The following is a 26544-nucleotide window of genomic DNA, read 5'->3' as shown; positions in this document are numbered from 1 at the left end:
CCGTTCATAACTAATTACCAAGTTTGCGTAGACTTGAACTTCTCAAGAAGTTCTTTCAGCTGCGCTTCAATCTCGGCGTTGTAGTTACCAGTTTCATTGATTTGAGCCATTAGCTCTGCGTATGTGCTGTTTGCGTATGAGATAAGAGCAGCTTCGAAATCCATGATTTTCGGAATTTCGATGTCTTTCAGATAGCCCTTTTCTGCAGCAAATAGCGACAGAGACATTTCCGCAACAGACATTGGTGCGTACTGTTTCTGCTTCATTAGCTCTGTTACGCGCTCACCGTGCTCAAGCTGTGCACGAGTTGCATCGTCAAGGTCAGAAGCGAACTGAGAGAACGCCGCTAGTTCACGGTACTGAGCTAGCGCTAGACGGATACCACCACCTAGTTTCTTAACGATTTTAGTTTGCGCTGCACCACCTACACGAGATACCGAGATACCAGCGTTAACAGCTGGACGGATACCTGCGTTGAACAAGTCAGTTTCCAAGAAGATCTGACCGTCGGTGATAGAGATAACGTTTGTAGGTACGAACGCAGAAACGTCACCACCTTGAGTTTCAATGATTGGCAATGCCGTCAATGAACCTGTTTTACCTTTCACTTCACCATTAGTGAACTTCTCAACGTAATCAGCGTTTACACGTGATGCACGCTCTAGAAGACGTGAGTGAAGGTAGAATACGTCACCTGGGTATGCTTCACGGCCTGGTGGACGCTTAAGTAGTAGTGAGATCTGACGGTAAGCAACTGCTTGCTTAGAAAGATCATCATATACGATTAGTGCGTCTTCACCGCGGTCACGGAAGTATTCACCCATAGTACAACCAGCGAATGGCGCTAGGAATTGTAGCGCTGCTGATTCAGAAGCAGATGCAACAACAACGATAGTGTTCTCAAGTGCACCGTGCTCTTCAAGTTTACGTACTACGTTAGCGATAGTAGATGCTTTTTGACCAACCGCTACGTACACACACTTAACGCCTGTGCCTTTTTGGTTGATGATTGCATCGATTGCTAGTGCAGTTTTACCAGTCTGACGGTCACCGATTACAAGCTCACGCTGACCACGACCAACTGGAATCATCGCATCGATAGACTTATAACCAGTTTGAACTGGCTCATCTACTGATTGACGCTCGATTACGCCAGGTGCGATTTTTTCAACTGGTTCGAAACCGTCGTTATCTAGAGCACCTTTACCATCGATAGGAGCACCTAGTGTGTTAACAACACGACCAAGTAGACCACGACCAACAGGTACTTCAAGGATACGACCAGTAGATTGTACTTTTACGCCTTCTTTAAGGTCTGCGTATGGACCCATTACTACTGCACCTACTGAGTCACGCTCAAGGTTTAGTGCGATAGCATAACGGTTGCCTGGAAGCTCAATCATCTCACCTTGCATACAGTCAGCTAGACCGTGGATGCGGATGATACCGTCAGTAACAGATACGATAGTACCTTCGTTACGAGCTTCACTTACAACTTCGAACTGCTCAATACGTTTTTTGATCAGATCAGAAATTTCAGTGGAATTAAGTTGCATGCTCTTCTTCCCAATTACGATTGTAGTGTAGTGGCCAGTCGGCTCAATTTGCCGCTGATACTGCCATCGATTACTGTGTCGCCGGCTCTTATTACCAGGCCACCAACAACCGAGTTATCAACACTACAATTCAGCTTAACTTTGCGTGCGAAACGTTTTTCTAGTGCCGCGGCTAATTTCTCTTGCTGCGCTGCAGCAAGTTCGGTTGCAGAAACGACGTCAACGTCGATTTCTTTGTCATAATCCGCTTTAAAAGCAGCGAATAATTGTGCAACCGCCGGTAGGGCGACCAAACGTCCATTTTCGGCCATCACCTTTACAAGGTTTTGGCCATATTCGTTGAGTTGCTCTGCACAAATCTGAATCATTGTTTCAGCTTGTTTTTCAGCAGAGGCGCTGCTCGACAGAAACTGAGCAACTTGTTCATTCTTGGCTACTTCACCAACGAAGAACAACATCTCGTTCCATGCGTCTACTGCGCCTTTGTCAACGGCAAATTCAAAAGCCGCTTTAGCGTATGGGCGAGCGATAGTAGTCAGTTCAGACATGCTCATACCCTCCTATTAAAGCTCGGCAACTAGTTTTTCAACTATGTCGCTGTGTGCGGCTTCATTGATTTCGCGCTCTAAGATCTTCTCAGCACCGATAACCGCTAGAGAAGCAACTTGCTTACGCAATTCTTCTTTTGCACGGTTACGCTCGGCTTCAATTTCTGAATGACCTTGAGCAATGATTTTTTCACGCTCTTCGTGACCACGAGTTGTCTCTTCGTCAACGATTTGCGTCGCACGCTTTTTAGCTTGCTCAATGATATCAGCAGCTTCTGCTTTAGCTTCTTTAAGTTGCTCGGTTGCTTTTTTACGAGCAAGCTCAAGATCTTTTTCAGCTTTATCAGAGGCAGCTAAACCATCTTCGATTTTCTTTTGGCGAGCCTCGATTGCACCGTTTAGTGGTGGCCACACGAACTTCATGCAGAACCATACAAAAACGATGAAAGCGATTAATTCACCAATTAGAGTGGCGTTTAAACTCACGTCCGCTCCTCCTTACAAGTCAATTTATGTTCGCGTTAAATGTCTTATCTAATATTAAGCAGCGAACAATAGGTATAGACCGATACCTACACCGATCATAGCGATCGCATCGATTAGACCAGCTACGATGAACATTTTAACTTGAAGTTGTGGTGCAAGCTCAGGCTGACGAGCAGCTGACTCTAGGAATTTACCACCTAGGTTACCGAAACCGATAGCAGTACCAAGGGCACCAAAACCGATAAGTAGGGCAACAGCGATATATTTAAGGCCTAGTACGATTTCCATTATTGTCTCCAATATATTTGTAAATGATTAAAGTTAAAGTTAAAAAATCTTTTTTTGAGCCGGTTCTTAATGGTTGTCTTCAGACGCCATGCTCAGGTATACAATTGTCAGCATCATGAAGATGAATGCTTGCAACACGATTACCAGGATGTGGAATACTGCCCAAATGAAATGCAGTGGTAACTGGAACAAGCCAATTGCTGCAATCAAGATGAAGATCAGTTCACCAGCATAAAGGTTACCGAATAGACGTAAGCCCAATGAAACCGGCTTCGCAATCAGAGTTACGAACTCTAGAATGAAGTTAACCGGAATAAATAGAGCTTGAACAACCATGTTTTTAGAGCTGAATGGGTGAAGCGTAAGCTCCTTGATAAAGCCCATTAAACCCTTAACACGAATCGAGTAGAAGATGATGAGTGCAAACACACCGATACCTAGCGCAAGTGTTAGGTTAAGGTCGGTTGTTGGTACCACCTTCATGTAAACATCGTGAGAACTTTCTACAGCACCTGATAATACGCCGATTTGACCCGCAAGCGCAGGAAGGAAATCAACAGGGATCAAGTCCATTAAGTTCATAAGGAAAACCCAAACGAAAATCGTTAGAGCTAAAGGAGCGATTAGTCGACTTTTACCGTGGAAAGTATCTTTCACGTTTTGATCGACGAATTCTACGACCATCTCGATAAAGCACTGAAATTTTCCAGGAACACCAAGCGTTGCTTTGTTAGCAGCGCGCTTAAAGATCCATAAGAAAATCAGTCCTAGACCGATAGACCATGCGAGGGTGTCTACATTCAGCTTCCAAAACCAACCGTCGCCAATACTAATTTGACCGTTAGTTAAATGGTGCTGGATGTAACCCGTTAAGGTAAGTTCTTCACCTGCAGCCATGTTTTATCCCAAAAGTTAATGATTAAAAAAAATCGGCGCTAACCACTGAGCGAACGTCACCAATATAAAGCTGAAGAAAAATGGTAGAGCAACTACCGGATAAAGCTTAAATATTAGCGCGAACAGAAAAATCGTTAGCAAAAATTTTAATCCGTTGCCTCGTTTAAAAGAGGCATACACTTGTTTTGCTTTGCTCGCGCCCACATATCGGAACGCATACACAGCAAACAAAAAATTGGGGAGTACCGCCACCAATCCACCAGCAAGAGCTGATAGCGCGGCATCTACTTCCCAACCAACTAAAACTATTACTGCAGCTATTATTGCTACGCCACCCTGAAAGAGAACGCCTTTTAATGCGGCGCGGCGATAAGGGCCGGCTAACCTTTGCGTCACTTTTTATTAACCTTGATTACGTTAATTTTGATTAGGGTGCTAAAACTGGCGAAATTATACTTATTTCTGGCTGATTTGCAACTTGAGCAAGATGAAATTGTGACAATTTCACCCCCGAAAATACGGGGGTGAGAGGGGAATCATTAGGACTGATTTAGCTGTGGGTCAATACGCTCAAGAATACCTTCAAGCTCATCTAAATTTGTATAAGAAATCACCAACTTACCTTTACCCTTCTGGTTATAGTTGATTTCTACCTTAGCGCCTAAGTTATCTTGGAGCTTTTGCTCTAACTGTTTGACATCTGGGTCTTTTTCTTTCTTTTGGGGTTTTTCAGCAGGCTCTAAGATAGAACGCACTAATTTTTCCGTTTCACGTACGGTCAGCGCCTTAGCAACGGCTGTTCGAGCCGCTTCTGATTGCAACTCACCAGACAAACCAAGCAAACAACGTGCATGACCCATTTCGATGTCACCATGCTCTAACATGATTTTTACATCGTCATTGAGGTTGTTTAAACGTAATAGATTGGTGACCGTTGTGCGTGATTTCCCCACGGCATCAGCTACTTGTTGGTGAGTGAGTGCAAACTCTTCAATCAAGCGCTCAAGAGCAATGGCTTCTTCCATCGCATTTAAGTCTTCGCGTTGAATATTCTCGATAAGTGCAATCGCAACTGCAGCTTCGTCAGGCACATCCTTGATTAAGCACGGCACGACATCCAGCTTGGCAATTTGTGCAGCGCGCCAACGACGTTCACCGGCAATAATTTCGTATTTATTTGCATCAATCTGACGCACAACAATCGGCTGGATAATACCTTGCGCTCGAATTGAACTCGCAAGTTCCTCCAGCGCATCTTCAGACATGTCTTTACGTGGCTGGTATTTTCCCGGTTGTAAAAATTCAATTGGCAGTTTTTGTAATTCGCCTTTTACAGCGCTTTCACTTGGTCCATCTTCGGTGCTCTGAGCAGACGCTTGCGCAGCGGGCTTCGACGACGTGAGTAGGGCATCGAGGCCCCTTCCTAATCCACGTTTTTTAGCAGACATTGATTTGCTTACCTCTAAGATTTAGGCGACTGCAGGAGTTTGTTTTTCTTTTCGACGCAGTATTTCCCCTGCTAAAGCAAGGTACGCTTTAGCACCAGCAGAGGCTCTATCATAGTACATGGCCGGTGCACCAAAACTAGGTGCTTCTGCGAGGCGAACATTGCGTGGAATGACAGTTCGGTAGACCTTATCGCCAAAGTGTTGTTTGAGTTGTTCAGACACATCATTGGCAAGGCGGTTACGCGGATCGTACATGGTTCGCAAAATGCCTTCAATCTGTAATTTAGGATTAACCAATGTCGCTAATTGCTCAATGGTTCCCATCAGGGCGGTGATCCCTTCTAGTGCATAGTATTCGCATTGCATTGGCACCAGCACTGAGTCCGCTGCTGCCATCGCATTAACGGTGAGCATATTTAAAGACGGCGGACAATCGATGAAAATATATTCGTATTCACCAAGGATTTTTTCGAGTGAATTGCGCAAGCGTACTTCTCGAGCGAACAGCTCCATCAGTTTTACTTCCGCGGCAGTGACGTCACCATTGGCAGCAATCAAGTGATATTCACCTGATGTTTGCTTAATAACCACTTCATCAAATGGCTTCTCTTCAATGAGTAAGTCATACACAGTGGCCACATCGTCATACTTGTCGACTCCACTACCCATAGTTGCATTGCCCTGTGGGTCAAGGTCGATCAGTAACACTTTACGTTTGGTCGCAGCCATAGAGGCCGCCAAATTCACGGCTGTGGTGGTTTTACCCACGCCTCCTTTTTGGTTTGCAATTGCAATGACTTTAGCCACGGTGATCCTCTGCCAATTAATCTTTTTTTAGAATTATAAGATGGCGTTCGCCTTCCAACTCAGGCACTGACAACTCAATATTTTGCTCAAAGCTAAATCCATCAGGCAAGTTTGCTAATTCCTGTTCTGGATATTGACCTTTAAGCGCTACAAAGCGGCCGTCCTGATCAATCAAATGCGCGCACCAATGCAACATATCATCAATTGAGGCAAATGCACGAGATAGCACACCATCTAATTTAACACTTGGCTGATATTCTTCAACTCGACTCTGCACCGGGGTAACATTTTTTAAGCCAAGTTCATGTTTTACTTGTTTTAAGAATGTTACACGCTTGCCGAGACTGTCGAGTAACACAAACTCGGTATCTGGCAGTGCTATGGCAAGTACCATCCCCGGTAAACCAGGGCCAGTACCCACATCAATGTAGTGTTTACCCTGGAGATGTTCTGCAACAACAAGGCTGTCCATGATGTGCTTAACCAACATGTCTTTAGGGTCACGAACTGAAGTGAGGTTGTAGGCTTTGTTCCATTTGTCTAACAAAGCGACGTAAGCGAGCAGTTGTTGAACTTGCTGCTCGCTTAAAGAGATGCTGGCTTGCGCCAGCAATTGTTTGAATTTGTTTTCTAACACGCTTGCCTTTGGTTACGCAGATTTGCGCAACATACCTTGCTTCTTGAGATACACCAATAATAGCGAAATAGCGGCTGGAGTAATACCAGAAATACGCGACGCTTGACCGATAGTGTCTGGGCGCGCATCGCTAAGCTTGGCAACAACTTCATTTGAGAGGCCTGAAACTTGCGAGTAATCAAATTCTTTTGGCAATAGCGTTTGTTCATGACGCATCTGCTTTGAGATCTCATCCTGCTGACGCGCAATGTAACCCGCATATTTAGTCTGAATTGCAACCTGCTCTAACGCCGCATCGTTATTTGAAGGTGACTCAAGTCCTTCGATAGCGTAAAGATCTTTATGGTCAATTTCAGGACGACGGATCAAATCTTCCAAACTTGCTTCGCGAGTTAGTGGTGTTTTCAGTAAATCGTTTACAGCATTAAGCGCTGGATGATCTTTATGGATCCATGTAGAACGAATACGCTGAGATTCTTGCTCCATCACTTCAAGCTTTTCATTGAATGCACTCCAGCGCTCATCACACACTAGACCTAACTCACGACCTTTAGCCGTTAAACGCAGATCCGCGTTGTCTTCACGAAGAAGCAAACGATATTCAGCACGCGATGTGAACATACGGTACGGTTCTTTGGTACCTAAGGTTGCAAGATCATCGATTAATACACCTGTGTAAGCTTCATCACGGCGCGGTGTCCATGCATCTTTGCCTTGAACCTGCAGTGCTGCATTCATACCTGCGATAAGCCCTTGCGCACCCGCTTCTTCATAGCCGGTCGTACCATTGATTTGACCAGCAAAGAAAAGACCATTAATAAATTTGGTTTCTAGAGATGGTTTTAGATCACGTGGATCGAAGAAATCATACTCAATGGCATAACCAGGACGACAGATATGAGCATCCTCAAAACCAGTGATACTGCGCACAATTTCCATTTGCACGTCAAATGGAAGGCTTGTTGAGATCCCATTTGGATATAATTCGTATGACGTTAAGCCTTCTGGCTCCACAAAGATTTGGTGCTTATCTTTGTCAGCAAAACGCACAATCTTATCTTCAATAGAAGGGCAATAACGTGGACCAATACCCTCGATAACACCTGAATACATTGGTGAACGATGTAAATTGTTATTGATTACCTCGTGCGTTTTCTCATTGGTATACGTGATGTAACACGGAATTTGTTGTGGGTGATCTTCCACTTTACCCATGAATGAAAACACCGGTGTTGGTGTATCACCTGGTTGTGTTTGCATCTTTGAAAAATCAACGGTGCGCGCATCGATACGCGGTGGGGTGCCGGTTTTAAGGCGATCAACACGAAATGGTAACTCGCGTAAACGTTGTGCCAAAGCTATTGAAGGCGGATCACCTGCACGGCCACCTTTAAAATTTTCTAAGCCAATGTGGATCTGGCCACCTAAGAAGGTACCTACCGTCAATACAACGCTGTTGGCGCTGAACTTAAGGCCCATTTGTGTAACGACACCTTTGACTGTTTCACCTTCAACGATGAGATCATCACACGATTGCTGGAAGATCTTAAGATTTTCTTGGCGCTGCAAAATGGCTTGAATTTCAGCTTTGTATAAAGCGCGATCCGCTTGAGCACGGGTAGCTCGTACAGCAGGACCTTTAGATGAATTAAGCGTGCGGAACTGAATGCCGCCTTTGTCGATCGCTTTGGCCATAGCACCACCAAGCGCATCGATCTCCTTCACCAAGTGACCTTTGCCAATGCCGCCGATCGCAGGGTTACAAGACATTTGCCCTAACGTATCCATGTTATGAGTCAACAAAAGGGTATTCATACCCATACGTGCAGAAGCTAAGGCTGCTTCAGTTCCAGCATGACCGCCGCCTACAACAATGACATCAAAATGTTCATGGAAGATCATTAAACGTTTTCCTACAACCGGTGAAATTCAAAAGGGCGGCTATTTTACCTAGAAATTAAGGGAAGGGAAACGGTTAAATAGTACTCAAGATCCAAAAGGTGATCTTATATAAAATAAAGGATCTTTAAAGAGATCTTTTATTAGATCTACTATTAGGATCACACCTTTCTGTTGATAACCGTTAAAAGTTTATATATTTCATAATATTAAGCGATCTCTACACCTGTAGATATGATCGGATCTAAGGGCTTAAAACCTCTGATCAACTCGCTATTTTATTCACAAGCTAATTCGGCTTAGATCTTATCAAGTGCATAATCATCGGTAAGATCGCAAGATACTAAGCTTTTATCCACAATCCGATCTAACTTCTACATATTTTGTGAATAACTTTTGGGTAAGATCTATTTGCCCTTTTCAAGCGCATTGAGCAGCTCGGGCAGCCAATTTTCAGCTGTATCTTCGGGTAAATCATCGGCTAATATATCTATCTCTAGATGCGGGAGTAACTGTTTAGCACCTTTGCTCTTTAATAACGCCACTAGGTTCTTAGCCGCATAATTAAAGGTGTCGTAACTTGAGTCACCGACGCCAATAACTGCGAATTGGATCTGATTTAAGGCTAATTGTGCATTAATTTGATCGATAAACGTCAGTAAATTATCTGGGTAGTCACCTGCGCCGTGGGTGGATGTACAGATCAACCAAGTTGCATCAAGGTTGATGTCATTGAGATCCGGCTGTTCGTGTAATTGGCTAGTAATACCTTGATCTTTTAGTAAGTTATCAAGATGTTCTGCGACATATTCTGTGCCGCCCATTTGGCTTCCAATAATAATTTCCAACTGGCTCATGCTTGTTACGCCCTGTGATAATTGCCGCTCATGATACCTGATCTGTAAATATGCTCAATTGATCTCATGGATTGTGAATTGTTTAATCATCTCAACACTGTTTATTAAAATAGTAACTTAATGATATATATAGCTTTAATTTAAACTTAAACTGTTGATAAAAAGTCGATAAGCTTAGGTTAAAATGTCAAACCCGTTCATCAAAAATAAGGATTTTACCTTTATTTCAGCTAATTCAGTGCATTTTAGAGGGTGTGTATGAAACGGGTGTGGATAATGATCAAGAGTTCACCAAATCCATCTTTTTTTAGATCTTAAAAATCTCTTATATAGATCTAAAGCGTCTATAAATATCGTATTTTTTCTTAATTTGGTCTTTTTGTGAGCTAAAAAAGAGCAGATCATGCACTCGTTTGTGTAAAGAGGCATGATCCATTGTGTCTTTAGGCTGAGATAAATCTGGTTTGGACGTTATTTTCAAATAAAAAGCTGAGGTTTTTGGTGTTAGTGAGTGCTTGGGCACACGATTCAAGTTGAGTGAGTAGGTGATCGCTTAGGGCATTTCCTGTCGAAATTCGCTGTATCCCCAGTTCCGAGAGTTGTTCTAAATCGCAAAAATTGGCAAGTAGCATAACATTGACTGGGATGATTAGCTGCTCGGTTAGCTCTACAAGCATGGCGGGATCTTTTAGACCAGGGATAAAGAAGCCATCAGCGCCAGCATCTTGATAGGCTTTGGCGCGCGAATATAGCTGTGACTTTTGCCAAGAGCTTTGCAGGCAAAGATCACATCGGGCATTAACGAAAAACTCGGCAAAGCCATGTTTATGTAGCTCTGCTTTCAATGTGCGAATAAGTTTTTGATGCTCACCAGTCTTTCTAAGTGATTCTCTACTGCTAGGTTTGTCTTCTATGTTGATCCCCGCAACCCCCAGTTTAGCCAGTGCCAATACATGAGTGATGATTTCGTTATGATCATCACTGTATCCTGCCTCTATATCCACACTAAGCGGAATGGTGATCACCTGTAAGATGGCTTTCACTGTGTTGTAGACGTGCTCAAATGTGAGTTTTTCGCCGTCCACCAGCCCTTGGTGATTTGACATTCCCCAACTTGTAGTTGCCACTGCTGGAGCTCCTGATTGCTCGAGCACGAGAGCTGATAGTGGATCCCAACAGTTGGCAATGAGCAGTGGCTGTTGCTGTGTATGGAGTTCCCTAAATAGGCGTGAATGAGACATGTGCATTCCTTACTAATAAATAAATGAGTATTTACTGTAAAAGATGCTGTAACGCGAAGCTGGCCGTATCCGTCACTGAATAGGCTAAATAGAAATGATCAACGTTGTCGAAAAAAAGCCCACTATGGTGTGGGCTTGTTTAATTTTAATTATTTACCGATACAGAACGAGCTGAATATTTTGCCAAGCAGATCGTCAGAAGTGAACTCACCGGTTATTTCATTAAGGTATTGCTGAGCTAGGCGCAGTTCTTCAGCCAGTATTTCGCCGGCTATATGTGCTTCTAACTGCTCTTGACCGATAACCAAATGATGTTGCGCACGCTCTAATGCATCGAGGTGGCGGCGGCGTGCCATAAAGCTGCCTTCTTGAGTGCCCTCAAAGCCTATACAGGCCTTCAAGTGCTCTCGTACTAGGTCTATGCCCAAGCCTTCTTTGGCGCTAAGGCGTAATACAGGTGACTCTCCTGAGTCATCAAAGCCAATTTTTTCACCGCTGATATCTACTTTATTGCGGATTACGGTGATACCCATGTTGTTCGGTAGTTGGGCTACAAATTCTGGCCAGATTTCCTCTGGTTTACAGGCGTCAGTGTCTTGGGCATCCACCATAAACAACACGCGATCAGCTTGATTAATTTCTTCCCACGCACGCTCAATACCAATTTGTTCTACTTTATCTGGGCTTTCACGCAAGCCTGCTGTATCGATAATATGCAGCGGCATGCCATCAATATGAATATGTTCTTTAAGTACATCACGGGTCGTACCTGCGATGTCGGTTACGATGGCCGCATCACGACCTGCAAGAGCGTTCAATAGGCTAGATTTCCCCGCATTTGGTCGTCCTGCGATGACCACGCGCATACCATCACGAATAATGCTGCCTTGTTTTGCTTGTTGTTGCACGCTGTGTACTTGATCGAGGATTTTTTGCAGGTCTCCAGCTACTTTACCATCGCTCAAGAAGTCGATTTCTTCGTCAGGGAAATCGATAGCCGCTTCAACGTACATGCGCAGGTGAATAACTTGTTCCACTAATTGGGTGATGTGGTTTGAAAATTCGCCTTGAAGCGAGTGAAGAGCACTTTTCGCAGCCTGTTCAGAGGTAGCATTAATTAAATCGGCTATTGCCTCTGCTTGCGTTAAATCGAGTTTGTCGTTTAAGAATGCACGTTCTGAGAATTCACCAGGCTTAGCAAGGCGAACTCCTTCAAGCTCCGCGATTTCTCGTAGCAGCATATCAAGAATGATTGGTCCGCCATGCCCTTGTAGTTCGAGTACATCTTCGCCAGTAAACGAATTAGGGCCTTTGAAAAATAGCGCGATGCCTTGGTCTAATTGTTCTTTGTTCAATCCGTGAAAAGGCACGTATTCGGCGTAGCGGGTTTTAGGGCAATGGCCAATAATACGTTCGGCGACCTGAGTTGCAAGGCTGCCTGAAACGCGAATTATACCGACACCACCTCGTCCGGGAGCGGTGGCTTGGGCAACAATAGTGTCTTGAGAATGCATAGAGTAACTCGTCGAAGCTGTAATGTGAGTATTGTAACCTAATGTGGCAATAAACAATAAAAAAGCGGCTATGAAGCCGCTTTTATTCGAGCAATAAAGTTGGGCGTTAACCGCGAACTTTGATGCCTTGTTTCTCCATACCGCGGTAGATGATTAGCATCTGTGCGATAGAGATAAGGTTTGAAACCAACCAGTAAAGTACTAGACCTGATGGGAACCACAGGAAGAATACAGAGAAGAATACCGGCATCCATGTCATCATCTTCTGTTGCATAGGATCGGTAACAGTCATTGGCTGTAGCTTTTGCATCAAGAACATACTTGCACCGAACAGAACCGGAAGCACGTAGTAAGGGTCTTTTGATGATAAGTCTGTTAACCATAAACCAAATTCAGCGTGGCGTAGCTCTGGTGATTCTAGGAATACATAGAACAAAGCTAGGAAGATTGGCATTTGCAGCAACAGTGGGAAACAGCCGCCCATAGGGTTTACTTTTTCCTTGCGGTACATTTCCATCATCGCTTGACCAAACTTCTGGCGGTCATCACCGTAGCGCTCTTTTAGTGCTTGCATCTTAGGCTGTAATGCACGCATTTTAGCCATTGATGTGTATTGCGCTTTGGTTAACGGGTACAGTGCTGTTTTCATCAAGACCGTGATTGCAATAATCGCTAGACCCCAGTTTCCTAGGAAGCTATATAAGAACTTCAATAGCGAGAGTAGCGGTTGAGAGATAAACCATAACCAACCATAGTCCACCGCAAGGTCAAGATTAGGGTGAATTGCTTCAAGCGCGGCTGTGTCTTTTGGACCCATGTAGTAGGTCGACTCAAAGTTCGCTGAGCTAGCTGGCGCAATATTTACAGGCTCTGATTTGATACCTATTTGCGCGATGCTGGCAGTCGGAAGGCGCATGTAAACGGTGTTTGTTTGATCTTGCGCTGGTACCCAAGCACTTACGAAGTAGTGCTGAAGGAACGCCACGTAACCACCTTGTGTTACTTCTTTTAACTCTTTGTCTTTGATGTCGTCGAACGAGTATTTCTCGTAGTTCACTTCATCTGTGCCGTACGCACCGCCTAGATAGCTTTGATCAATCAAGCTGCCTTTGTCTTGCACGGTACGCTTTACTTGCGTGTAAAGCTGTACTTGTACAGGTGCTGCTGTGGTGTTTTGGATGTCGTAATCTAGCGTCACATCGTAACGATCTTTGTAGAAGGTATACGTTTTGGTGAAACTAACGCCTTGGCTATCAACAAACGTAAGTGGCACAACTAAAGTATCACCTGTCATTGTGTAGCTTTGCTGAGCACTTTCGTAAACAGGACGACCTTCTTTACGTGCGTCTGGGCCGTTAAGGCCAATCAAACCACTTTGTGCGAAGTATTCGTTATTGTCGAATTTGCCTAATAGTAGATATGGTTCATCGCTACCGTGTGTTTCAGCGTGCTGAAGTAACTTAGCTTCAATAATGTCACCACCAAGCGTGTCGATTTTAACTGCGAAAACACCTGTTGTTACCGTAATAACTTTTTGGTTCGCAGAAGTCGATGCTAATGGCTCAGCGATATCTGAATTTGGTACGTCCGATTGTCCAGCATCGTTCTGAACTTGGTTTTGTGTTTGAGCACTAGGACTGTTTGCTGGTTGGTTATAATCATTGTTCCACTCTTGAAACAATAAAAATGACACCAACAACAGGCCGATAAATAAAAACGTGCGTTGCGATTCCATAACAGCTCTTATTTCTCGTTGTTAAGATTAATGGTGATTACGTTTGCCTGGAACGGGATCATCCCCTCCGGCGTGTAAAGGGTGGCATTTTACTATTCGTTTTGCTGCCAACCAACTGCCTTTTATTGCACCATGCAGTTTTATAGCTTGCAAGGCATATGAAGAGCAGCTTGGATTAAAGCGACAATTTGGCCCAAGCATTGGACTGATCCACTTTTGATAGACCTTTATTACAGCAATGAGGGTATTTTTAGGTATTGCTAATATGAAAGCTAACATAAATGCCCGCAACACTGAGTCGATATAGTGAATACTCAGTTAGTCGATTAAAAGGTGAGCTAAAGATACCTGAAAACCTAGGTAAATTCTATTATCTACCGCGCTTTTGCGAAGTATTGTCGCGCTTTTTGTGATGTCTGCGTGGTGGTGGCTTGTAACCTGGCTTACAACGTTCATTTATTTTGCGCCAAAGCTTATCGAGATCTTTACGGATTTCTTCGTTTGATTGTTCATCGATGCCGCGCTTAACCATAAGGACGATATCAATGTTATCGAGTTTATGTTGGTGCAGTCGGAAACTCTCACGAGCAATGCGTTTGATGCGATTACGTTGGTTAGCTTTTTTTACATTCTTTTTAGCAACTGTTAAACCCAAGCGAGGATGGTCTTCAGAATTTGGTTTTGCTAATAGAGTAAAGAGAGAAGTTGCAGCCCGAGCAGGCTCATTAAAAATGCGGGAGTAATGCGAGGGAGTTAACAGACGTAACTCCCTGCTAAAGCGAAAGTCTTCCACTAAATATTAAGCAGAAAGAACTTTACGGCCTTTAGCACGACGACGTGCTAGTACTTTACGGCCGTTAGCTGTAGCCATACGTGCACGGAAACCGTGAGTACGCTTACGCTTTAATACGCTTGGTTGAAAAGTTCTTTTCATAACAATTCCATCCGATCGGTTAAGGTTTAAATTCTCTGTGTGGGTCGCGATCCTCACTCAGACGCTAACACATCATAAATAATGCCAAGTCTTCTCACCGAGAGAATCCAATGGGACATTCAATGGTGCCTTAGCGAGCGCGAGATTTTATAGATAGAGGGAAGCAAAGTCAATTATATTCGTACATGTCTTGTACTCTAAATTGCCATTCTCGAAACGACACATCGGCGGGATCATACCGTTTGATCCAAAAAAGATCAGCTTAAATATAAAGTTTTCCACAGGCCTTGTTCAAAAAGTGCATAAATCCCCTGAATAACCCTCTTTGATCCTCTCATCAGATCAAGATCAGGCTTTTGTAAAGCGTTAATTTTGATTCTTTTTTTAAAATAAATAACTAATTAAATCAGTCGTTTATTCTTTTTAGGTATGAAGAACAGATTTTAATTAAAAATCAATATTGAAGTTGTGGATAAATAGGCGTCATAATGGACGACCGGATCGCAAAAAGTGCGAATTTGGGATTATAACAAGAGCTAATTTTTAGCCAATTCGTGATGAACGAACATCATAACATTTCTTTTCGGGAGTACACTGTGTATCTGTCTGTTTGGCAAAGTTGTTTATATGTGTTGCAGGATGAATTGCCATCGCAGCAGTTTAGTATGTGGGTTAGACCCCTTCAGGCTGAAAGTACAGATGATACCTTAACTATATATGCTCCGAACCGCTTCGTTCTTGATTGGGTAAGAGAGAAGTACTTAAACCGAATCAACGAATTGCTGGTTGAGATTTGTGGTGATGAAGCACCAGAGTTACGTTTTGATGTAGGCAGTAAGCCTATTATAGCTACTTCATCGCAGGCAACGACTAATGGTGCCACTAGCATAGATAATAATGGCCATACTAATAGCGTTAGACCGGCTGCAGCTGTAAAGCCTGCGCCAGCAGCGACTGTTGAGCCAGCGCCGAAATCGCAGTATAAATCCAACATCAAAGAGAATTACACCTTCGATAACTTTGTTGAAGGTAAGTCAAACCAGTTAGCGAAAGCTGCCGCGACACAAGTTGCAGATAATCCTGGTTCAGCCTTTAACCCCGTTTTTATATATGGCGGTACAGGTTTGGGTAAAACACACCTGTTGCATGCTGTGGGCAATGGCATTTTAGCTAAGAAAGAAAACGCAAAAATTGTTTATATGCACTCAGAGCGTTTTGTTCAAGACATGGTTAAAGCGCTGCAAAACAATGCCATTGAAGAATTTAAACGTTACTACCGTAGCGTTGATGCATTGCTTATCGATGACATTCAATTTTTTGCTAACAAAGAACGTTCTCAAGAAGAATTCTTCCATACTTTCAATGCTTTACTTGAAGGTAATCAACAAATTATTTTGACTTCTGACCGCTATCCTAAAGAGATTGAAGGGGTTGAAGACAGACTTAAGTCTCGCTTCGGCTGGGGTTTGACTATTGCAATTGAACCACCTGAGTTAGAAACGCGTGTCGCCATTCTTATGAAAAAGGCGCAGCAAAGTAAAATTAACCTACCTCATGAAGTTGCCTTCTTTATCGCTAAGAAATTACGTTCGAACGTACGTGAGTTAGAAGGGGCTTTGAACCGAGTTATTGCGAATGCTAATTTTACTGGCCGTCCAATTTCTATCGACTTCGTAAAAGAAGCATTGCGAGATTTGCTTGCGTTACAAGATAAACTCGTAACCATAGATAATATTCAACGCACAGTGGCTGAGTACTACCGTATTCGCGTTTCTGATTTGCTTTCTAAGCGTCGTAGTCGCTCAGTTGCGCGTCCTCGTCAGGTAGCGATGGCGTTGTCTAAAGAATTAACTAACCACAGTTTACCAGAGATAGGTGATGCCTTCGGTGGACGTGATCACACCACGGTTTTGCACGCTTGTCGTAAAGTAAAATCGTTACGTGACGAAAGTCATGAAGTAAAAGAAGACTACCAAAATCTAATAAGAACTTTGTCATCTTAAGGTTGCCCTTATGCAAATTACTATCGCTAGAGATCAGTTTTTAAAGCCATTAATGCAGGTTTCAGGCGCTATTGAGCGCAAGCACACGCTACCTGTACTTTCAAATGTACTTCTTGAAGTGCGGGATGGTCATTTATATATGACTGGAACTGATTTGGAAATTGAATTGGTCGCTTCTGTGGCATTAGAGCAACCTAGTGCAGATACCAAAATCACGTTGCCGGCGAAGAAGCTTCTCGATATTTGTAAGAGCCTTCCTGACGGTAGCGACATCACATTGAGCTCACAAGAACACCAAGTTATTCTTACATCTGGGCAAAGTCGATTTGCATTATTGTCTTTGGCTGCTGAAGATTTTCCTAATCTTGAACAGTGGGACGGTGAAGTTGAGTTTCAATTAAGTCGCTTAGAGTTGCGAAAGTTGCTTGAGAGTACGCACTTCTCAATGGCCAACCAAGATGTTCGCTATTACTTAAATGGCATGTCATTTGAGTTAGAAAACGATGAAATTAAAACTGTTGCCACAGACGGGCATCGTTTGGCGCTAGCGCAAAAGAAATTGCCACAATCACTCAATAGCCAGCGTCAGTTAATTGTTCCGCGTAAGGGTGTTCAAGAAATAATGCGCTTGATGCCTGCTGATGACCAGCCAGTGACTATCCAATTTGGTGCGAACCATATTCGTATTACAGACGCTGAATTTACTTTTACCAGTAAGTTAGTTGATGGTCGATTCCCTGACTATCGTCGCGTTCTACCGCGCGGTGGAGATAAGATTATTGTTGCCAACCGTGAATGGCTTCGCAATGCATTGCACCGCGTGTCTATATTGTCGAATGAGAAGTTCAGAGGAGTTCGTTTGAACCTTAGTTCGGGCATGCTTAAAGTCAGTGCTAATAACCCTGAACAAGAGCAGGCAGAAGAGGTGATCGAGGTTATGTATCAAGGCGACGACCTTGAAATCGGCTTTAATGTCTCTTATTTGCTTGATGTGCTTAATACCATAAAGACTGAAGACGTCTCGATTACTCTGGCTGACTCTAATAGTAGCGCGTTAATGGAAGCGTCTGGAGATAGCGAAGCGCTATACGTAGTTATGCCTATGCGCCTGTAGGTTGCAATGAGCATTACTTCTTTCAGCCTCAGTAGTTTTCGAAATATTGAGGCTGCGTCTTTTTCTCCACAATGTATCAATATTATTTTTGGCGAAAACGGCAGCGGTAAAACAAGCTTACTCGAAGCTATTTATTTTCTTTCCCATGGGCGTTCATTTCGAACGAGTAAGCACCGAACCGTCATTCGTGAAGGTGCGGAGAAATTTGTTCTTCATGCCAAAAAGCGGTCCAATAATTTAACTATTCCACTTGGGCTGCAAAAGAACTCCCAAGGCGAGACGCTAATAAAGATTCAGGGCAAGCCAAGCCGTAGGATTTCCGATTTAGCGCAAGTTTTACCTGTGCAAGTCATTACGCCTGATAGCTATTCCTTTTTTTTCGGTGGCCCAAAAGAGAGAAGGTCGTTTGTTGATTTGGGCGTGTTCCACGTGGAACATGAATTTTTCGTTCATTGGCAGAATTTCAATAAAGTACTCAAGCAACGAAATGCTCTTTTGAAAAGTAAGCCTAGGGAATTGCACAGTATGTTAGCGGTGTGGGACAAAGAGTTTGTCCGACTTGCCGAGAAAATAACACAGTTAAGAGAGTCTTATATAGAGAGGTTTAAGACGCTTTTTTTTGATAGACTGTGTACAGAATTAGAGTTATTGAATGACCTTGAAATCGTTTTTGACCAAGGTTGGAAATCGAAAGAGTCCTTGCTTGAAGTATTGAAGCAAAATAGGGAAAGCGATCTGATGAGGGGGTATACCTCTAAGGGTCCACACAAGGCCGACCTAACGATAAAAACATCGCTCGGCTTAGTAGAGAATGCCTTCTCAAGAGGGCAGTTAAAATTGCTTTTATATGCGCTCAAAGTAGCGCAAAATAGCTTAATAGAACAAGAGACAGGTAAGCAATCTATTTTGCTCATTGACGACTTACCGTCTGAGTTAAGTGAAGATACAAAGGGTAAAGTAGGCAAACTTCTTGCCCATTGCGAGTCGCAAATATTTATCACTACGATTGAACCAGAAAGTGTCTCCGCCGTGTTAGATGCATTGGATAAACCCAAAGCATTGTTCCACGTGAAACATGGCGAACTAATAACAAGATAAATGGAAGAACCATGTCTGAAAATTACGATTCATCCAGTATTAAAGTACTAAAAGGACTAGACGCTGTACGAAAAAGACCAGGTATGTACATCGGTGACACCGATGATGGCACCGGTCTTCACCACATGGTATTCGAGGTTGTCGACAACTCAATCGATGAGGCATTAGCGGGATACTGTGACGATATCTTTGTCACTATTCATACCGATGGCTCCGTATCTGTTCGTGACAATGGCCGTGGTATCCCAACAGAACTGCACCCTGAAGAAGGTGTGTCTGCAGCTGAAGTAATTATGACTGTGCTTCACGCCGGTGGTAAGTTCGATGACAACTCATATAAAGTATCCGGTGGTCTTCACGGTGTAGGTGTCTCAGTAGTTAATGCGCTGTCAGAAAAGCTAGCACTTGAGATTCGTCGTGGTGGCAAGTTACACAAGCAAACTTACTCTATGGGTGAACCTGATGCGCCACTAGCAGTGATTGGTGAATCAGACTCTACTGGTACTGAAATTCGTTTCTGGCCAAGTGCACAGACATTCAGTGATATCAATTTCCACTATGATATTTTAGCGAAACGCTTGCGCGAACTTTCATTCTTGAACTCTGGCGTGTCAATCATTTTGACCGATGAGCGAGAGGAAGATAAGCGTGACCATTTCAAATATGAAGGTGGTATCGAAGCGTTCGTTGCCTACCTAAACCGTAAGAAAACGCCAGTACATCAAAACGTTTTTAGCTTTACACATGAGCGTGAGGAAGATGGCATCAGCGTAGAAGTTTCTATGCAGTGGAATGATGGCTTCCAGGAAAACATTTTCTGTTTTACTAACAATATTCCACAGCGTGACGGTGGTACACACCTTGCTGGTTTTAGAGCTGCATTAACACGTACGCTTAACAACTATATGGAAAAAGAAGGCTTTAACAAAAAAGCGAAAACAACCAGTAATGCGACGGGTGATGACGCTCGTGAAGGTTTGACCGCTGTTGTGAGTGTTAAAGTACCGGATCCTAAGTTCTCGTCACAAACAAAAGATAAGTTAGTATCGAGTGAAGTGAAGTCTGCGGTTGAGCAAGCAATGGCTGAAAAGCTAACCGAATTCTTGCTTGAAAACCCTGTGGATGCGAAAACTGTTGTAGGCAAAATCATTGATGCAGCGCGTGCACGTGAAGCAGCACGAAAAGCACGTGAAATGACACGCCGTAAAGGTGCAATGGACTTGGCTGGTTTACCAGGTAAGCTTGCAGACTGTCAGGAAAAAGACCCGGCAGAATCTGAACTATACATAGTGGAGGGTGACTCTGCGGGTGGTTCTGCAAAGCAAGGGCGTAACCGTAAGAACCAAGCGATTCTGCCGCTTAAGGGTAAAATCCTTAACGTAGAAAAGGCACGCTTTGATAAGATGCTTTCTTCTCAAGAAGTTGCAACGCTTATCACAGCACTAGGTTGTGGTATCGGTCGTGATGAATATGACCCAGAGAAACTTCGCTATCATCGTATCATCATCATGACGGATGCTGACGTCGATGGCTCTCACATTCGTACGCTGTTATTGACCTTCTTCTACCGTCAAATGCCTGAAATCATCGAGCGTGGCTATGTATATATTGCCCAACCACCTCTTTATAAGATTAAGAAAGGTAAGCAAGAGCGCTACATCAAAGACGATAATGCCTTGGTTGAATACCTTACGTCATTAGCGTTGAATGGCTCTATGTTGTATCCGAGTGAAGGCGCTGCTGTTATTGAAGGCAATGCGCTAGAAAATATCGTGCGCGATTATCAAAGTACTGAAAAAGTTATTGAGCGTTTATCACGTAAATATCCATCAGCAATGATGCACAGCTTGATTTACCGTTCATGTATCAGTGAAGAGCACCTAAGCAACGAGTCGACAGTTCTACAATGGACAGAAGCGCTAGTTAAAGACTTAGTTGTTCGTGACGAAGATGCTGCAATTTACAGTGCTCATACTCACTATGATGAAGAGCGCAAGTTATACTACCCAATGGTTAATATCCGCCAGCATGGGGTAGATAAAAAGTATGTACTTAACCATGATTTCCTGACGTCAAAAGACTACCAACGTATTTGTGTTACGGGTGAGAAAATTGGTCAGTTGATTGGGGAAGGTGCGGTTGTACAGCGTGGTGAGAAAACCCAACCTGTAGCAAACTTTGTTGAAGCGCTTGATTGGCTTATCTCAGACTCGAAGAAAGGGTTATACACTCAGCGTTATAAAGGATTGGGTGAAATGAACCCAGACCAGCTGTGGGAAACGACAATGGACCCAGCAGCTCGTCGCATGTTACGTGTAACGATTGAAGATGCAATTGCCGCTGACCAATTATTTGCGACATTAATGGGTGACCAAGTTGAACCTCGTCGAGAGTTTATCGAACAAAATGCTCTACGAGTAGTGAACCTAGATGTGTAGTAAGTAGTCACTACCAATAAAAAGCCCTCACATTGTGAGGGCTTTTTTTATACCATCAAAGTATGGAAACCTTACAGATGGATAATGCTATCAGCATTGCCGTCAGGGTCATTAATCGCTTTACCATCGGTGCCAGGGTTGCCGTTAGACATCATAATCACAGCACAAGCAGCTGGTGATGCCATAGAGGTACCAGACATAGTTGTTGTGCCACCGCCAGCACGTAGAGAAAGAATGCTCACACCAGGCGCAGCGTAATCAACAGGTGGATTAGCGAAGTTACTGAAGCTGGCAAATCGGTCGCTGCTATCAGTTGCTGAGATTGTATAAACTCGCGGCCCATTAGCGCTTGCAGGAGATACGTTATTCGAGTTTTGGCTTTCATTACCAGCCGCTACTACAAAGTATGCACCAGAGTTTTGTGATGCCGCTTCAACAGCATCATTTAGCTCTTGATTGAAGCCGCCACCTAAACTCATGTTTGCACAATCGCCAGCTGAAGCATTTGCGCCAACGTGATCGATACCTGCTAGTACACCTGACCAACTACCAGAGCCACGCGCATCCAATACTTTAACCGGAACCACGGTTGCACCTGCGGCCACACCAACAACATCAATGCCATTGTTAAGTGCTGCAACAGTACCCGCTACGTGCGTACCGTGGCCATTTAGGTCGTCCATACCCGCGTTACGACCGCTAGTGAAAGCACTGAAACCGTTCGATGTATCAACATTAAGATCTGCGTGGTCGAGGTCGATACCTGTATCTAAAATCCATGCTGTGTAGCCTGAACCATCAACCGGGCCACCGACACGAGTTACACTCCAAGGAGTCTGTTGAGATTGGCCGCCGCCACCTCCTCCAGGTTTACCTTTATTTATTGATGGTGATGCATACGCGATACCATCATCAGTAAAGCGCATAATATCAGCATTATCACCGAATGCCGCACGAGCCTTGTCGCAGCTCATGTTTACAGCCATACCTTTAATCGAGTTAGAGTAGATATGCTTTGCTTGCGCCTGTGCTTTCATCAGCATGCCACGGGCTTTACCTTCAACGTCGAATTTTGAAATGTCGTCATTGAAACGTACGATACATGTATTGGCTACTTCCATTTCCACAGACATACCTGAAAAGTCGGGTGCTGGCTGAGCGTTAGCGAGACCCGTTGAAGCTGCAAGTACAGCTGTTGCGATGAGAGTTTTGTTCATTGGTTTTCCTTTATAATCGTTATTGTCAGAACGGTATTTGTTAACACCGATTTTACAATTTAGGCCAAATGATACAAAAAGCAAATTCATTCAAATAAAAATACGAAATAGTTATTAGAAATTGCAAAATAAATTCAGCAATTTACTATTCAGTATATTAGTCATGCATTTCATAGTGTGTGTTGTGAACTAGCTCTAATAGCAGAAACTGCTTAAAACCAGCCGTTGCAACGGGTATACTGTGAGCAATAAAACCGCACTCTAGCAGCAGAATTTAACGTCATTATGCAAAAATACGACTTACAAACATTCCAAGGCCTGATCCTTGCACTTCAAGATTACTGGGCGCAGCAAGGCTGTGTCATTGCTCAGCCGCTTGACCTTGAGGTGGGCGCGGGTACATTCCACCCACTCACATTTTTAAAAGCGGTTGGCCCTGAGCCAATGTCGAGCGCTTATGTTCAACCATGCCGACGCCCTACAGATGGTCGTTACGGTGAGAACCCTAACCGTTTACAACATTACTACCAATTCCAAGTCGTGTTGAAACCTTCGCCTGACAACATCCAAGAGCTCTATTTAGGTTCTTTGGCTGCGATGGGTATAGACACCCTTAAACATGAAGTACGCTTCGTAGAAGATAACTGGGAGTCTCCGACGCTAGGTGCATGGGGACTTGGTTGGGAAGTATGGCTTAATGGCATGGAAGTAACGCAGTTTACTTATTTCCAGCAGGTTGGTGGTTTAGAGTGTTCACCGGTTACCGGTGAGATAACTTATGGCCTAGAACGCCTAGCGATGTACATCCAAGGCGTAGACAGCATATATGATTTAGTGTGGACCGATGGCCCTATGGGCAAAGTGACTTACGGTGATGTTTTCCACCAAAACGAAGTAGAGCAATCTAAATATAACTTCGAATACGCCGATGTTGATGCGCTATTTAAGCAGTTCGACCAATGCGAAAAAGAAAGTCAAAAGCTAATCGAGGCGAATTTACCTTTACCTGCCTATGAGCAGGTAATGAAGGCATCGCATGCATTCAACTTGCTTGATGCCCGTCACGCTATTTCTGTCACAGAGCGTCAGCGCTACATTCTTCGAGTGCGCGCACTATCCAAAGCCTGTGCTGAGAGTTACTACGCGGCGCGTGAAGCGCTTGGTTTCCCGCTGTGTAAGGATTAAGAATTACCATGTTAAAGCAAAACTTATTAGTAGAAATCGGTACTGAAGAGCTACCACCGAAATCATTGCGTACGTTGGCTGAGGCATTTGCCGATGGCCTAAAAAATCAATTAGAAGAGCTCGCGTTGTCGCATGAAGGCGTGCAGTGGTACGCGTCGCCTCGACGTTTAGGCTTGATGGTGTTGCAGCTCGATGAAAAGCAAGCTGACAAAGTTGTTGAAAAGCGTGGGCCGGCAATCGCAGCGGCATTTGATGCTGATGGAAACCCGACAAAAGCTGCAATGGGTTGGGCTCGTGGCTGTGGCATTGATGTAAGTGAAGCGGGTCGTCACGTTACTGATAAGGGCGAGTGGCTAATGCATACAGCGAACGTGCCTGGACAAGGTGTTCAGTCACTGATTATCGACGCTGTAAATGCTGCTTTGGCTAAGTTGCCTATCCCTAAGCCGATGCGCTGGGGTGCAAATAAAACTCAGTTCATTCGACCTGTGCACACCGCGACCGTATTTTACGGTGATACGTTGGTTGGCGGTGAAATCCTTGGCAAGCAGGTAGGCAACCAGCTTCAAGGGCACCGTTTCCATCACCCTGAAAAAGTCACTGTAAACAATGCTAACGAAGCATTAGAGCAGCTGAAAAAGGCCTACGTAATCGCTGATTACGAAACGCGCAAGGCAATGATCCGCAATCAAATCGAAGCAGCTGCAGCGCAATTAGGTGCTGTAGTGGCGATGGATGAAGATTTACTTGAAGAAGTGACATCGTTGGTTGAGTGGCCTGTTACGCTAACCGCCTCATTTGAAGAGAGCTTCCTAGCTGTGCCTGATGAAGCGTTAATCTACACCATGAAGGATGACCAAAAGTACTTCCCTCTACTAGATGAAAGCGGCAAGCTCATTAATAAATTCTTATTTGTTTCAAACATTGAGAGTAAAGATCCAAGCGTGGTAATCGCGGGTAACGAAAAAGTTGTACGCCCACGATTAGCCGATGCGCAATTCTTCTTTGAAACGGACAAGAAAAAGACACTTGAGAGTCGTTTAGAGTCGCTTGGCACCGTTCTTTTCCAAAAGCAACTAGGTACGCTCAAAGATAAATCAGAACGCATCAGCGCGTTGTCAGGTTACATTGCTGAGCAACTAGGCGCGGATAAAGCACTGGCGGAGCGTGCAGGTTTATTGAGTAAAACAGACTTAATGACTGAAATGGTGATGGAATTCACCGATGTCCAAGGTGTAATGGGTATGCACTACGCGCGTCACGACGGCGAAGATGAAGCGGTTGCAGTTGCGATGAATGAGCAGTATATGCCACGCTTCTCAGGTGATGCTCTGCCTCATTCACTTATCAGCTGCGCTGTCGCACTGGCAGATAAATTCGATACACTCGTGGGTATTTTTGGTATTGGTCAAGCGCCAAAAGGCGACAAAGACCCATTTGCACTTCGTCGTGCTGCCATTGGTGCGCTTCGTATTATGGTTGAAAAACAACTTCCTCTGGACGTGCTTGATGTGGTTGCCAAAGCGCAAAGCCTCTTTGGTGACAAGCTAAGCAACGAAAATGTTGCACAAGACGTATTCGAGTTTTTACTGGGTCGTTTCCGTACTTGGTATCAAGAGCAGGGGATTGAAGTAGATGTTATTCAAGCAGTCCTTGCACGTCGTCCTTCAAAGCCTCTGGACTTTGACCTACGCGTTAAAGCGGTTAGTCACTTCCGTACTCTAGAGCCTGCAGAAGCGCTCGCAGCCGCTAATAAGCGTGTGGGTAACATTCTTAGCAAGAATGATGTGCGTGAAGCGGGTGACATCGAGCAAAGCTTATTACAAGAAGCGCCTGAGAAAGCGCTGGCACAAGAAGTAGCGACTTATCAAGCCAAGCTTGCTCCTATGTATGAGCAGGGTGATTATCAGCAAGCGTTAAGTGAACTTGCGAATATTCGTCAAAGTGTGGATGACTTCTTCGATAACGTGATGGTTATGGCCGACGATGAAGCGATTAAACGCAACCGTCTGGCACTATTGTCTCAGTTACAAGGATTATTCCTACAAGTAGCAGACATCTCTGTATTACAAAAATAGTGAATATTTCTCACGTTTAACGCAAAAGCCAGCATAAAGCTGGCTTTTTCCATTGAAGCGATTGCACTAATTTCTTAGACTGGTGAAAAGTGCGTCAATTTTGGAAACAATAATAATGAAGACAAGAATTTCTCTCGTGTTAGCGACCCTGATGTTGGGCGCATGTTCTAGCTCTGTAAGCATCAATGACATTGTTCCTGCGGATGATGTGCAAAAGCCTCTGTTCTTACGCGGTGACTTTTCGTTGTGGGATGCGCAGCCTGAGTATCAAATGCAAAAAGTAGCGCCAGCCATTTATGAAACTAGAATCAAATTATCGACGCCGGGTAAAGCGTATGAATTCAAAATTGCTGATGCTGATTGGAGTGAAAATTACAACTGTGGCTATTTAGATGAAGGTCTAGATAAACAGCTAGAAGTGGGCTTGCCTGTCCAAGCAGATTGCAACAGCGTTTATAACTATTTCAGTTTCACACCAGCTGAGGAAGGTTGGTATAAGGTATCAATTAACTTCTCGCGCTTTAGTAAGCCATTAGTGACCATAAACCAAGTGTTTGAATAACT

At 43.9% G+C, this 26544-nt stretch carries 25 protein-coding genes; 7 read left to right on the top strand and 18 right to left on the bottom strand.

The genetic code is table 11. From position 1 onward, the window contains the following. Positions 1 to 14 precede the first annotated feature (14 nt). The 17 genes from atpA to rpmH form a co-directional block, all read right to left on the bottom strand. Complete coding sequence (gene atpA / locus V1358_RS16265) at positions 15 to 1556, bottom strand: F0F1 ATP synthase subunit alpha (RefSeq protein WP_347391436.1); 1542 nt, start codon at positions 1554 to 1556, stop codon at positions 15 to 17. A 14-nt stretch (positions 1557 to 1570) separates the two neighbouring features. Then, the gene (atpH, locus tag V1358_RS16260) at positions 1571 to 2104 is read right to left on the bottom strand and encodes a F0F1 ATP synthase subunit delta (RefSeq protein WP_347391435.1); all 534 of its coding nucleotides are present in this window, start codon (positions 2102 to 2104) and stop codon (positions 1571 to 1573) included. A 15-nt stretch (positions 2105 to 2119) separates the two neighbouring features. Further along, the gene (gene atpF / locus V1358_RS16255; protein ID WP_105201179.1) at positions 2120 to 2590 is read right to left on the bottom strand and encodes a F0F1 ATP synthase subunit B; all 471 of its coding nucleotides are present in this window, start codon (positions 2588 to 2590) and stop codon (positions 2120 to 2122) included. A gap of 54 nt (positions 2591 to 2644) precedes the next feature. Beyond that, positions 2645 to 2878 carry a F0F1 ATP synthase subunit C gene (gene atpE, locus V1358_RS16250; RefSeq protein ID WP_105201180.1) on the bottom strand — a complete coding sequence of 78 codons (234 nt, stop codon included), beginning with the start codon at positions 2876 to 2878 and terminating at the stop codon, positions 2645 to 2647. Positions 2879 to 2944: 66 nt separating this feature from the next. Continuing rightward, entirely contained in the window at positions 2945 to 3775 is an 831-nt protein-coding gene (atpB, locus tag V1358_RS16245; protein ID WP_347391434.1) for a F0F1 ATP synthase subunit A, read from the bottom strand. 15 nt (positions 3776 to 3790) lie between these two features. Beyond that, a complete protein-coding gene (locus tag V1358_RS16240) occupies positions 3791 to 4171 on the bottom strand; it encodes an ATP synthase subunit I (protein WP_347391433.1) in 381 nt (126 codons plus the stop codon). A gap of 143 nt (positions 4172 to 4314) precedes the next feature. Next, on the bottom strand, positions 4315 to 5223 hold the full coding sequence (locus V1358_RS16235) for a ParB/RepB/Spo0J family partition protein (RefSeq protein WP_347391432.1): 909 nt from the start codon (positions 5221 to 5223) through the stop codon (positions 4315 to 4317). Between the two features lie 21 nt (positions 5224 to 5244). Further along, entirely contained in the window at positions 5245 to 6030 is a 786-nt protein-coding gene (locus tag V1358_RS16230) for a ParA family protein (protein WP_347391431.1), read from the bottom strand. A 16-nt stretch (positions 6031 to 6046) separates the two neighbouring features. Beyond that, complete coding sequence (rsmG, locus tag V1358_RS16225; RefSeq protein ID WP_347394209.1) at positions 6047 to 6667, bottom strand: 16S rRNA (guanine(527)-N(7))-methyltransferase RsmG; 621 nt, start codon at positions 6665 to 6667, stop codon at positions 6047 to 6049. Positions 6668 to 6679: 12 nt separating this feature from the next. Next, positions 6680 to 8569, bottom strand: a complete 1890-nt coding sequence (mnmG, locus tag V1358_RS16220; protein WP_347394208.1) for a tRNA uridine-5-carboxymethylaminomethyl(34) synthesis enzyme MnmG — start codon at positions 8567 to 8569, stop codon at positions 6680 to 6682. Between the two features lie 404 nt (positions 8570 to 8973). After that, a complete protein-coding gene (gene mioC / locus V1358_RS16215) occupies positions 8974 to 9423 on the bottom strand; it encodes an FMN-binding protein MioC (protein ID WP_347394207.1) in 450 nt (149 codons plus the stop codon). A gap of 443 nt (positions 9424 to 9866) precedes the next feature. Next, complete coding sequence (locus V1358_RS16210) at positions 9867 to 10664, bottom strand: isocitrate lyase/PEP mutase family protein (RefSeq protein ID WP_347394206.1); 798 nt, start codon at positions 10662 to 10664, stop codon at positions 9867 to 9869. A gap of 149 nt (positions 10665 to 10813) precedes the next feature. Then, the gene (mnmE, locus tag V1358_RS16205) at positions 10814 to 12178 is read right to left on the bottom strand and encodes a tRNA uridine-5-carboxymethylaminomethyl(34) synthesis GTPase MnmE (protein WP_347394205.1); all 1365 of its coding nucleotides are present in this window, start codon (positions 12176 to 12178) and stop codon (positions 10814 to 10816) included. 106 nt (positions 12179 to 12284) lie between these two features. Next, a complete protein-coding gene (yidC, locus tag V1358_RS16200) occupies positions 12285 to 13913 on the bottom strand; it encodes a membrane protein insertase YidC (protein ID WP_347391425.1) in 1629 nt (542 codons plus the stop codon). 27 nt (positions 13914 to 13940) lie between these two features. After that, positions 13941 to 14192 carry a membrane protein insertion efficiency factor YidD gene (gene yidD / locus V1358_RS16195; protein ID WP_347391424.1) on the bottom strand — a complete coding sequence of 84 codons (252 nt, stop codon included), beginning with the start codon at positions 14190 to 14192 and terminating at the stop codon, positions 13941 to 13943. 91 nt (positions 14193 to 14283) lie between these two features. Next, positions 14284 to 14706, bottom strand: a complete 423-nt coding sequence (gene rnpA / locus V1358_RS16190; RefSeq protein ID WP_347394204.1) for a ribonuclease P protein component — start codon at positions 14704 to 14706, stop codon at positions 14284 to 14286. 6 nt (positions 14707 to 14712) lie between these two features. Further along, on the bottom strand, positions 14713 to 14847 hold the full coding sequence (gene rpmH / locus V1358_RS16185; RefSeq protein WP_008488847.1) for a 50S ribosomal protein L34: 135 nt from the start codon (positions 14845 to 14847) through the stop codon (positions 14713 to 14715). Positions 14848 to 15443: 596 nt separating this feature from the next. On the opposite strand from rpmH, the gene dnaA reads away from it, so the two are divergent. Genes dnaA through gyrB form a run of 4 tightly spaced genes read left to right on the top strand, consistent with a single transcriptional unit; the run spans position 15444 to position 21500 of the window. Then, a complete protein-coding gene (dnaA, locus tag V1358_RS16180; protein ID WP_347391422.1) occupies positions 15444 to 16850 on the top strand; it encodes a chromosomal replication initiator protein DnaA in 1407 nt (468 codons plus the stop codon). A 10-nt stretch (positions 16851 to 16860) separates the two neighbouring features. Continuing rightward, entirely contained in the window at positions 16861 to 17964 is a 1104-nt protein-coding gene (gene dnaN / locus V1358_RS16175) for a DNA polymerase III subunit beta (protein ID WP_347394203.1), read from the top strand. A gap of 6 nt (positions 17965 to 17970) precedes the next feature. Then, positions 17971 to 19062: a DNA replication/repair protein RecF gene (gene recF, locus V1358_RS16170; RefSeq protein WP_347394202.1), complete on the top strand. Its 1092-nt coding sequence runs from the start codon at positions 17971 to 17973 to the stop codon at positions 19060 to 19062. 11 nt (positions 19063 to 19073) lie between these two features. Further along, on the top strand, positions 19074 to 21500 hold the full coding sequence (gyrB, locus tag V1358_RS16165) for a DNA topoisomerase (ATP-hydrolyzing) subunit B (RefSeq protein ID WP_347391419.1): 2427 nt from the start codon (positions 19074 to 19076) through the stop codon (positions 21498 to 21500). A 71-nt stretch (positions 21501 to 21571) separates the two neighbouring features. On the opposite strand, the gene V1358_RS16160 is transcribed toward gyrB, so the two are convergent. Next, positions 21572 to 22717, bottom strand: coding sequence for a S8 family serine peptidase (locus tag V1358_RS16160; RefSeq protein ID WP_347391418.1), 1146 nt, complete (start codon positions 22715 to 22717; stop codon positions 21572 to 21574). A gap of 285 nt (positions 22718 to 23002) precedes the next feature. Here V1358_RS16160 and glyQ point away from each other — a divergent pair, with 285 nt between their 5' ends. From glyQ to V1358_RS16145, 3 genes are all read left to right on the top strand, one after another. Further along, positions 23003 to 23902 carry a glycine--tRNA ligase subunit alpha gene (gene glyQ / locus V1358_RS16155; protein WP_347391417.1) on the top strand — a complete coding sequence of 300 codons (900 nt, stop codon included), beginning with the start codon at positions 23003 to 23005 and terminating at the stop codon, positions 23900 to 23902. An 8-nt stretch (positions 23903 to 23910) separates the two neighbouring features. Then, on the top strand, positions 23911 to 25980 hold the full coding sequence (gene glyS, locus V1358_RS16150) for a glycine--tRNA ligase subunit beta (RefSeq protein WP_347394201.1): 2070 nt from the start codon (positions 23911 to 23913) through the stop codon (positions 25978 to 25980). A 115-nt stretch (positions 25981 to 26095) separates the two neighbouring features. Continuing rightward, positions 26096 to 26542 (top strand): early set domain-containing protein, encoded by a 447-nt coding sequence (locus V1358_RS16145; RefSeq protein WP_347391415.1) that lies wholly within the window; start codon positions 26096 to 26098, stop codon positions 26540 to 26542. Positions 26543 to 26544: the final 2 nt, after the last annotated feature.

The organism is Pseudoalteromonas pernae (assembly GCF_039831865.1).
In the GTDB taxonomy this organism is placed as follows: Bacteria; Pseudomonadota; Gammaproteobacteria; order Enterobacterales; family Alteromonadaceae; genus Pseudoalteromonas; species Pseudoalteromonas pernae.
Note: the sequence above shows the minus strand (reverse complement) of the source record. Positions and strands in the feature narration are given on the sequence as shown.

What these genes read in the sequence shown, in the direction of transcription:
- atpA (WP_347391436.1), bottom strand. Translation starts at nt 1,556, where the DNA reads ATGCAACTTAATTCCACTGAAATTTCTGATCTGATCAAAAAACGTATT.
- atpH (WP_347391435.1), bottom strand. Translation starts at nt 2,104, where the DNA reads ATGTCTGAACTGACTACTATCGCTCGCCCATACGCTAAAGCGGCTTTT.
- atpE (WP_105201180.1), bottom strand. Translation starts at nt 2,878, where the DNA reads ATGGAAATCGTACTAGGCCTTAAATATATCGCTGTTGCCCTACTTATC.
- atpB (WP_347391434.1), bottom strand. Translation starts at nt 3,775, where the DNA reads ATGGCTGCAGGTGAAGAACTTACCTTAACGGGTTACATCCAGCACCAT.
- V1358_RS16235 (WP_347391432.1), bottom strand. Translation starts at nt 5,223, where the DNA reads ATGTCTGCTAAAAAACGTGGATTAGGAAGGGGCCTCGATGCCCTACTC.
- mnmG (WP_347394208.1), bottom strand. Translation starts at nt 8,569, where the DNA reads ATGATCTTCCATGAACATTTTGATGTCATTGTTGTAGGCGGCGGTCAT.
- mioC (WP_347394207.1), bottom strand. Translation starts at nt 9,423, where the DNA reads ATGAGCCAGTTGGAAATTATTATTGGAAGCCAAATGGGCGGCACAGAA.
- V1358_RS16210 (WP_347394206.1), bottom strand. Translation starts at nt 10,664, where the DNA reads ATGTCTCATTCACGCCTATTTAGGGAACTCCATACACAGCAACAGCCA.
- mnmE (WP_347394205.1), bottom strand. Translation starts at nt 12,178, where the DNA reads ATGCATTCTCAAGACACTATTGTTGCCCAAGCCACCGCTCCCGGACGA.
- yidC (WP_347391425.1), bottom strand. Translation starts at nt 13,913, where the DNA reads ATGGAATCGCAACGCACGTTTTTATTTATCGGCCTGTTGTTGGTGTCA.
- yidD (WP_347391424.1), bottom strand. Translation starts at nt 14,192, where the DNA reads ATGTTAGCTTTCATATTAGCAATACCTAAAAATACCCTCATTGCTGTA.
- rpmH (WP_008488847.1), bottom strand. Translation starts at nt 14,847, where the DNA reads ATGAAAAGAACTTTTCAACCAAGCGTATTAAAGCGTAAGCGTACTCAC.
- dnaN (WP_347394203.1), top strand. Translation starts at nt 16,861, where the DNA reads ATGCAAATTACTATCGCTAGAGATCAGTTTTTAAAGCCATTAATGCAG.
- recF (WP_347394202.1), top strand. Translation starts at nt 17,971, where the DNA reads ATGAGCATTACTTCTTTCAGCCTCAGTAGTTTTCGAAATATTGAGGCT.
- gyrB (WP_347391419.1), top strand. Translation starts at nt 19,074, where the DNA reads ATGTCTGAAAATTACGATTCATCCAGTATTAAAGTACTAAAAGGACTA.
- V1358_RS16160 (WP_347391418.1), bottom strand. Translation starts at nt 22,717, where the DNA reads ATGAACAAAACTCTCATCGCAACAGCTGTACTTGCAGCTTCAACGGGT.
- glyQ (WP_347391417.1), top strand. Translation starts at nt 23,003, where the DNA reads ATGCAAAAATACGACTTACAAACATTCCAAGGCCTGATCCTTGCACTT.
- glyS (WP_347394201.1), top strand. Translation starts at nt 23,911, where the DNA reads ATGTTAAAGCAAAACTTATTAGTAGAAATCGGTACTGAAGAGCTACCA.
- V1358_RS16145 (WP_347391415.1), top strand. Translation starts at nt 26,096, where the DNA reads ATGAAGACAAGAATTTCTCTCGTGTTAGCGACCCTGATGTTGGGCGCA.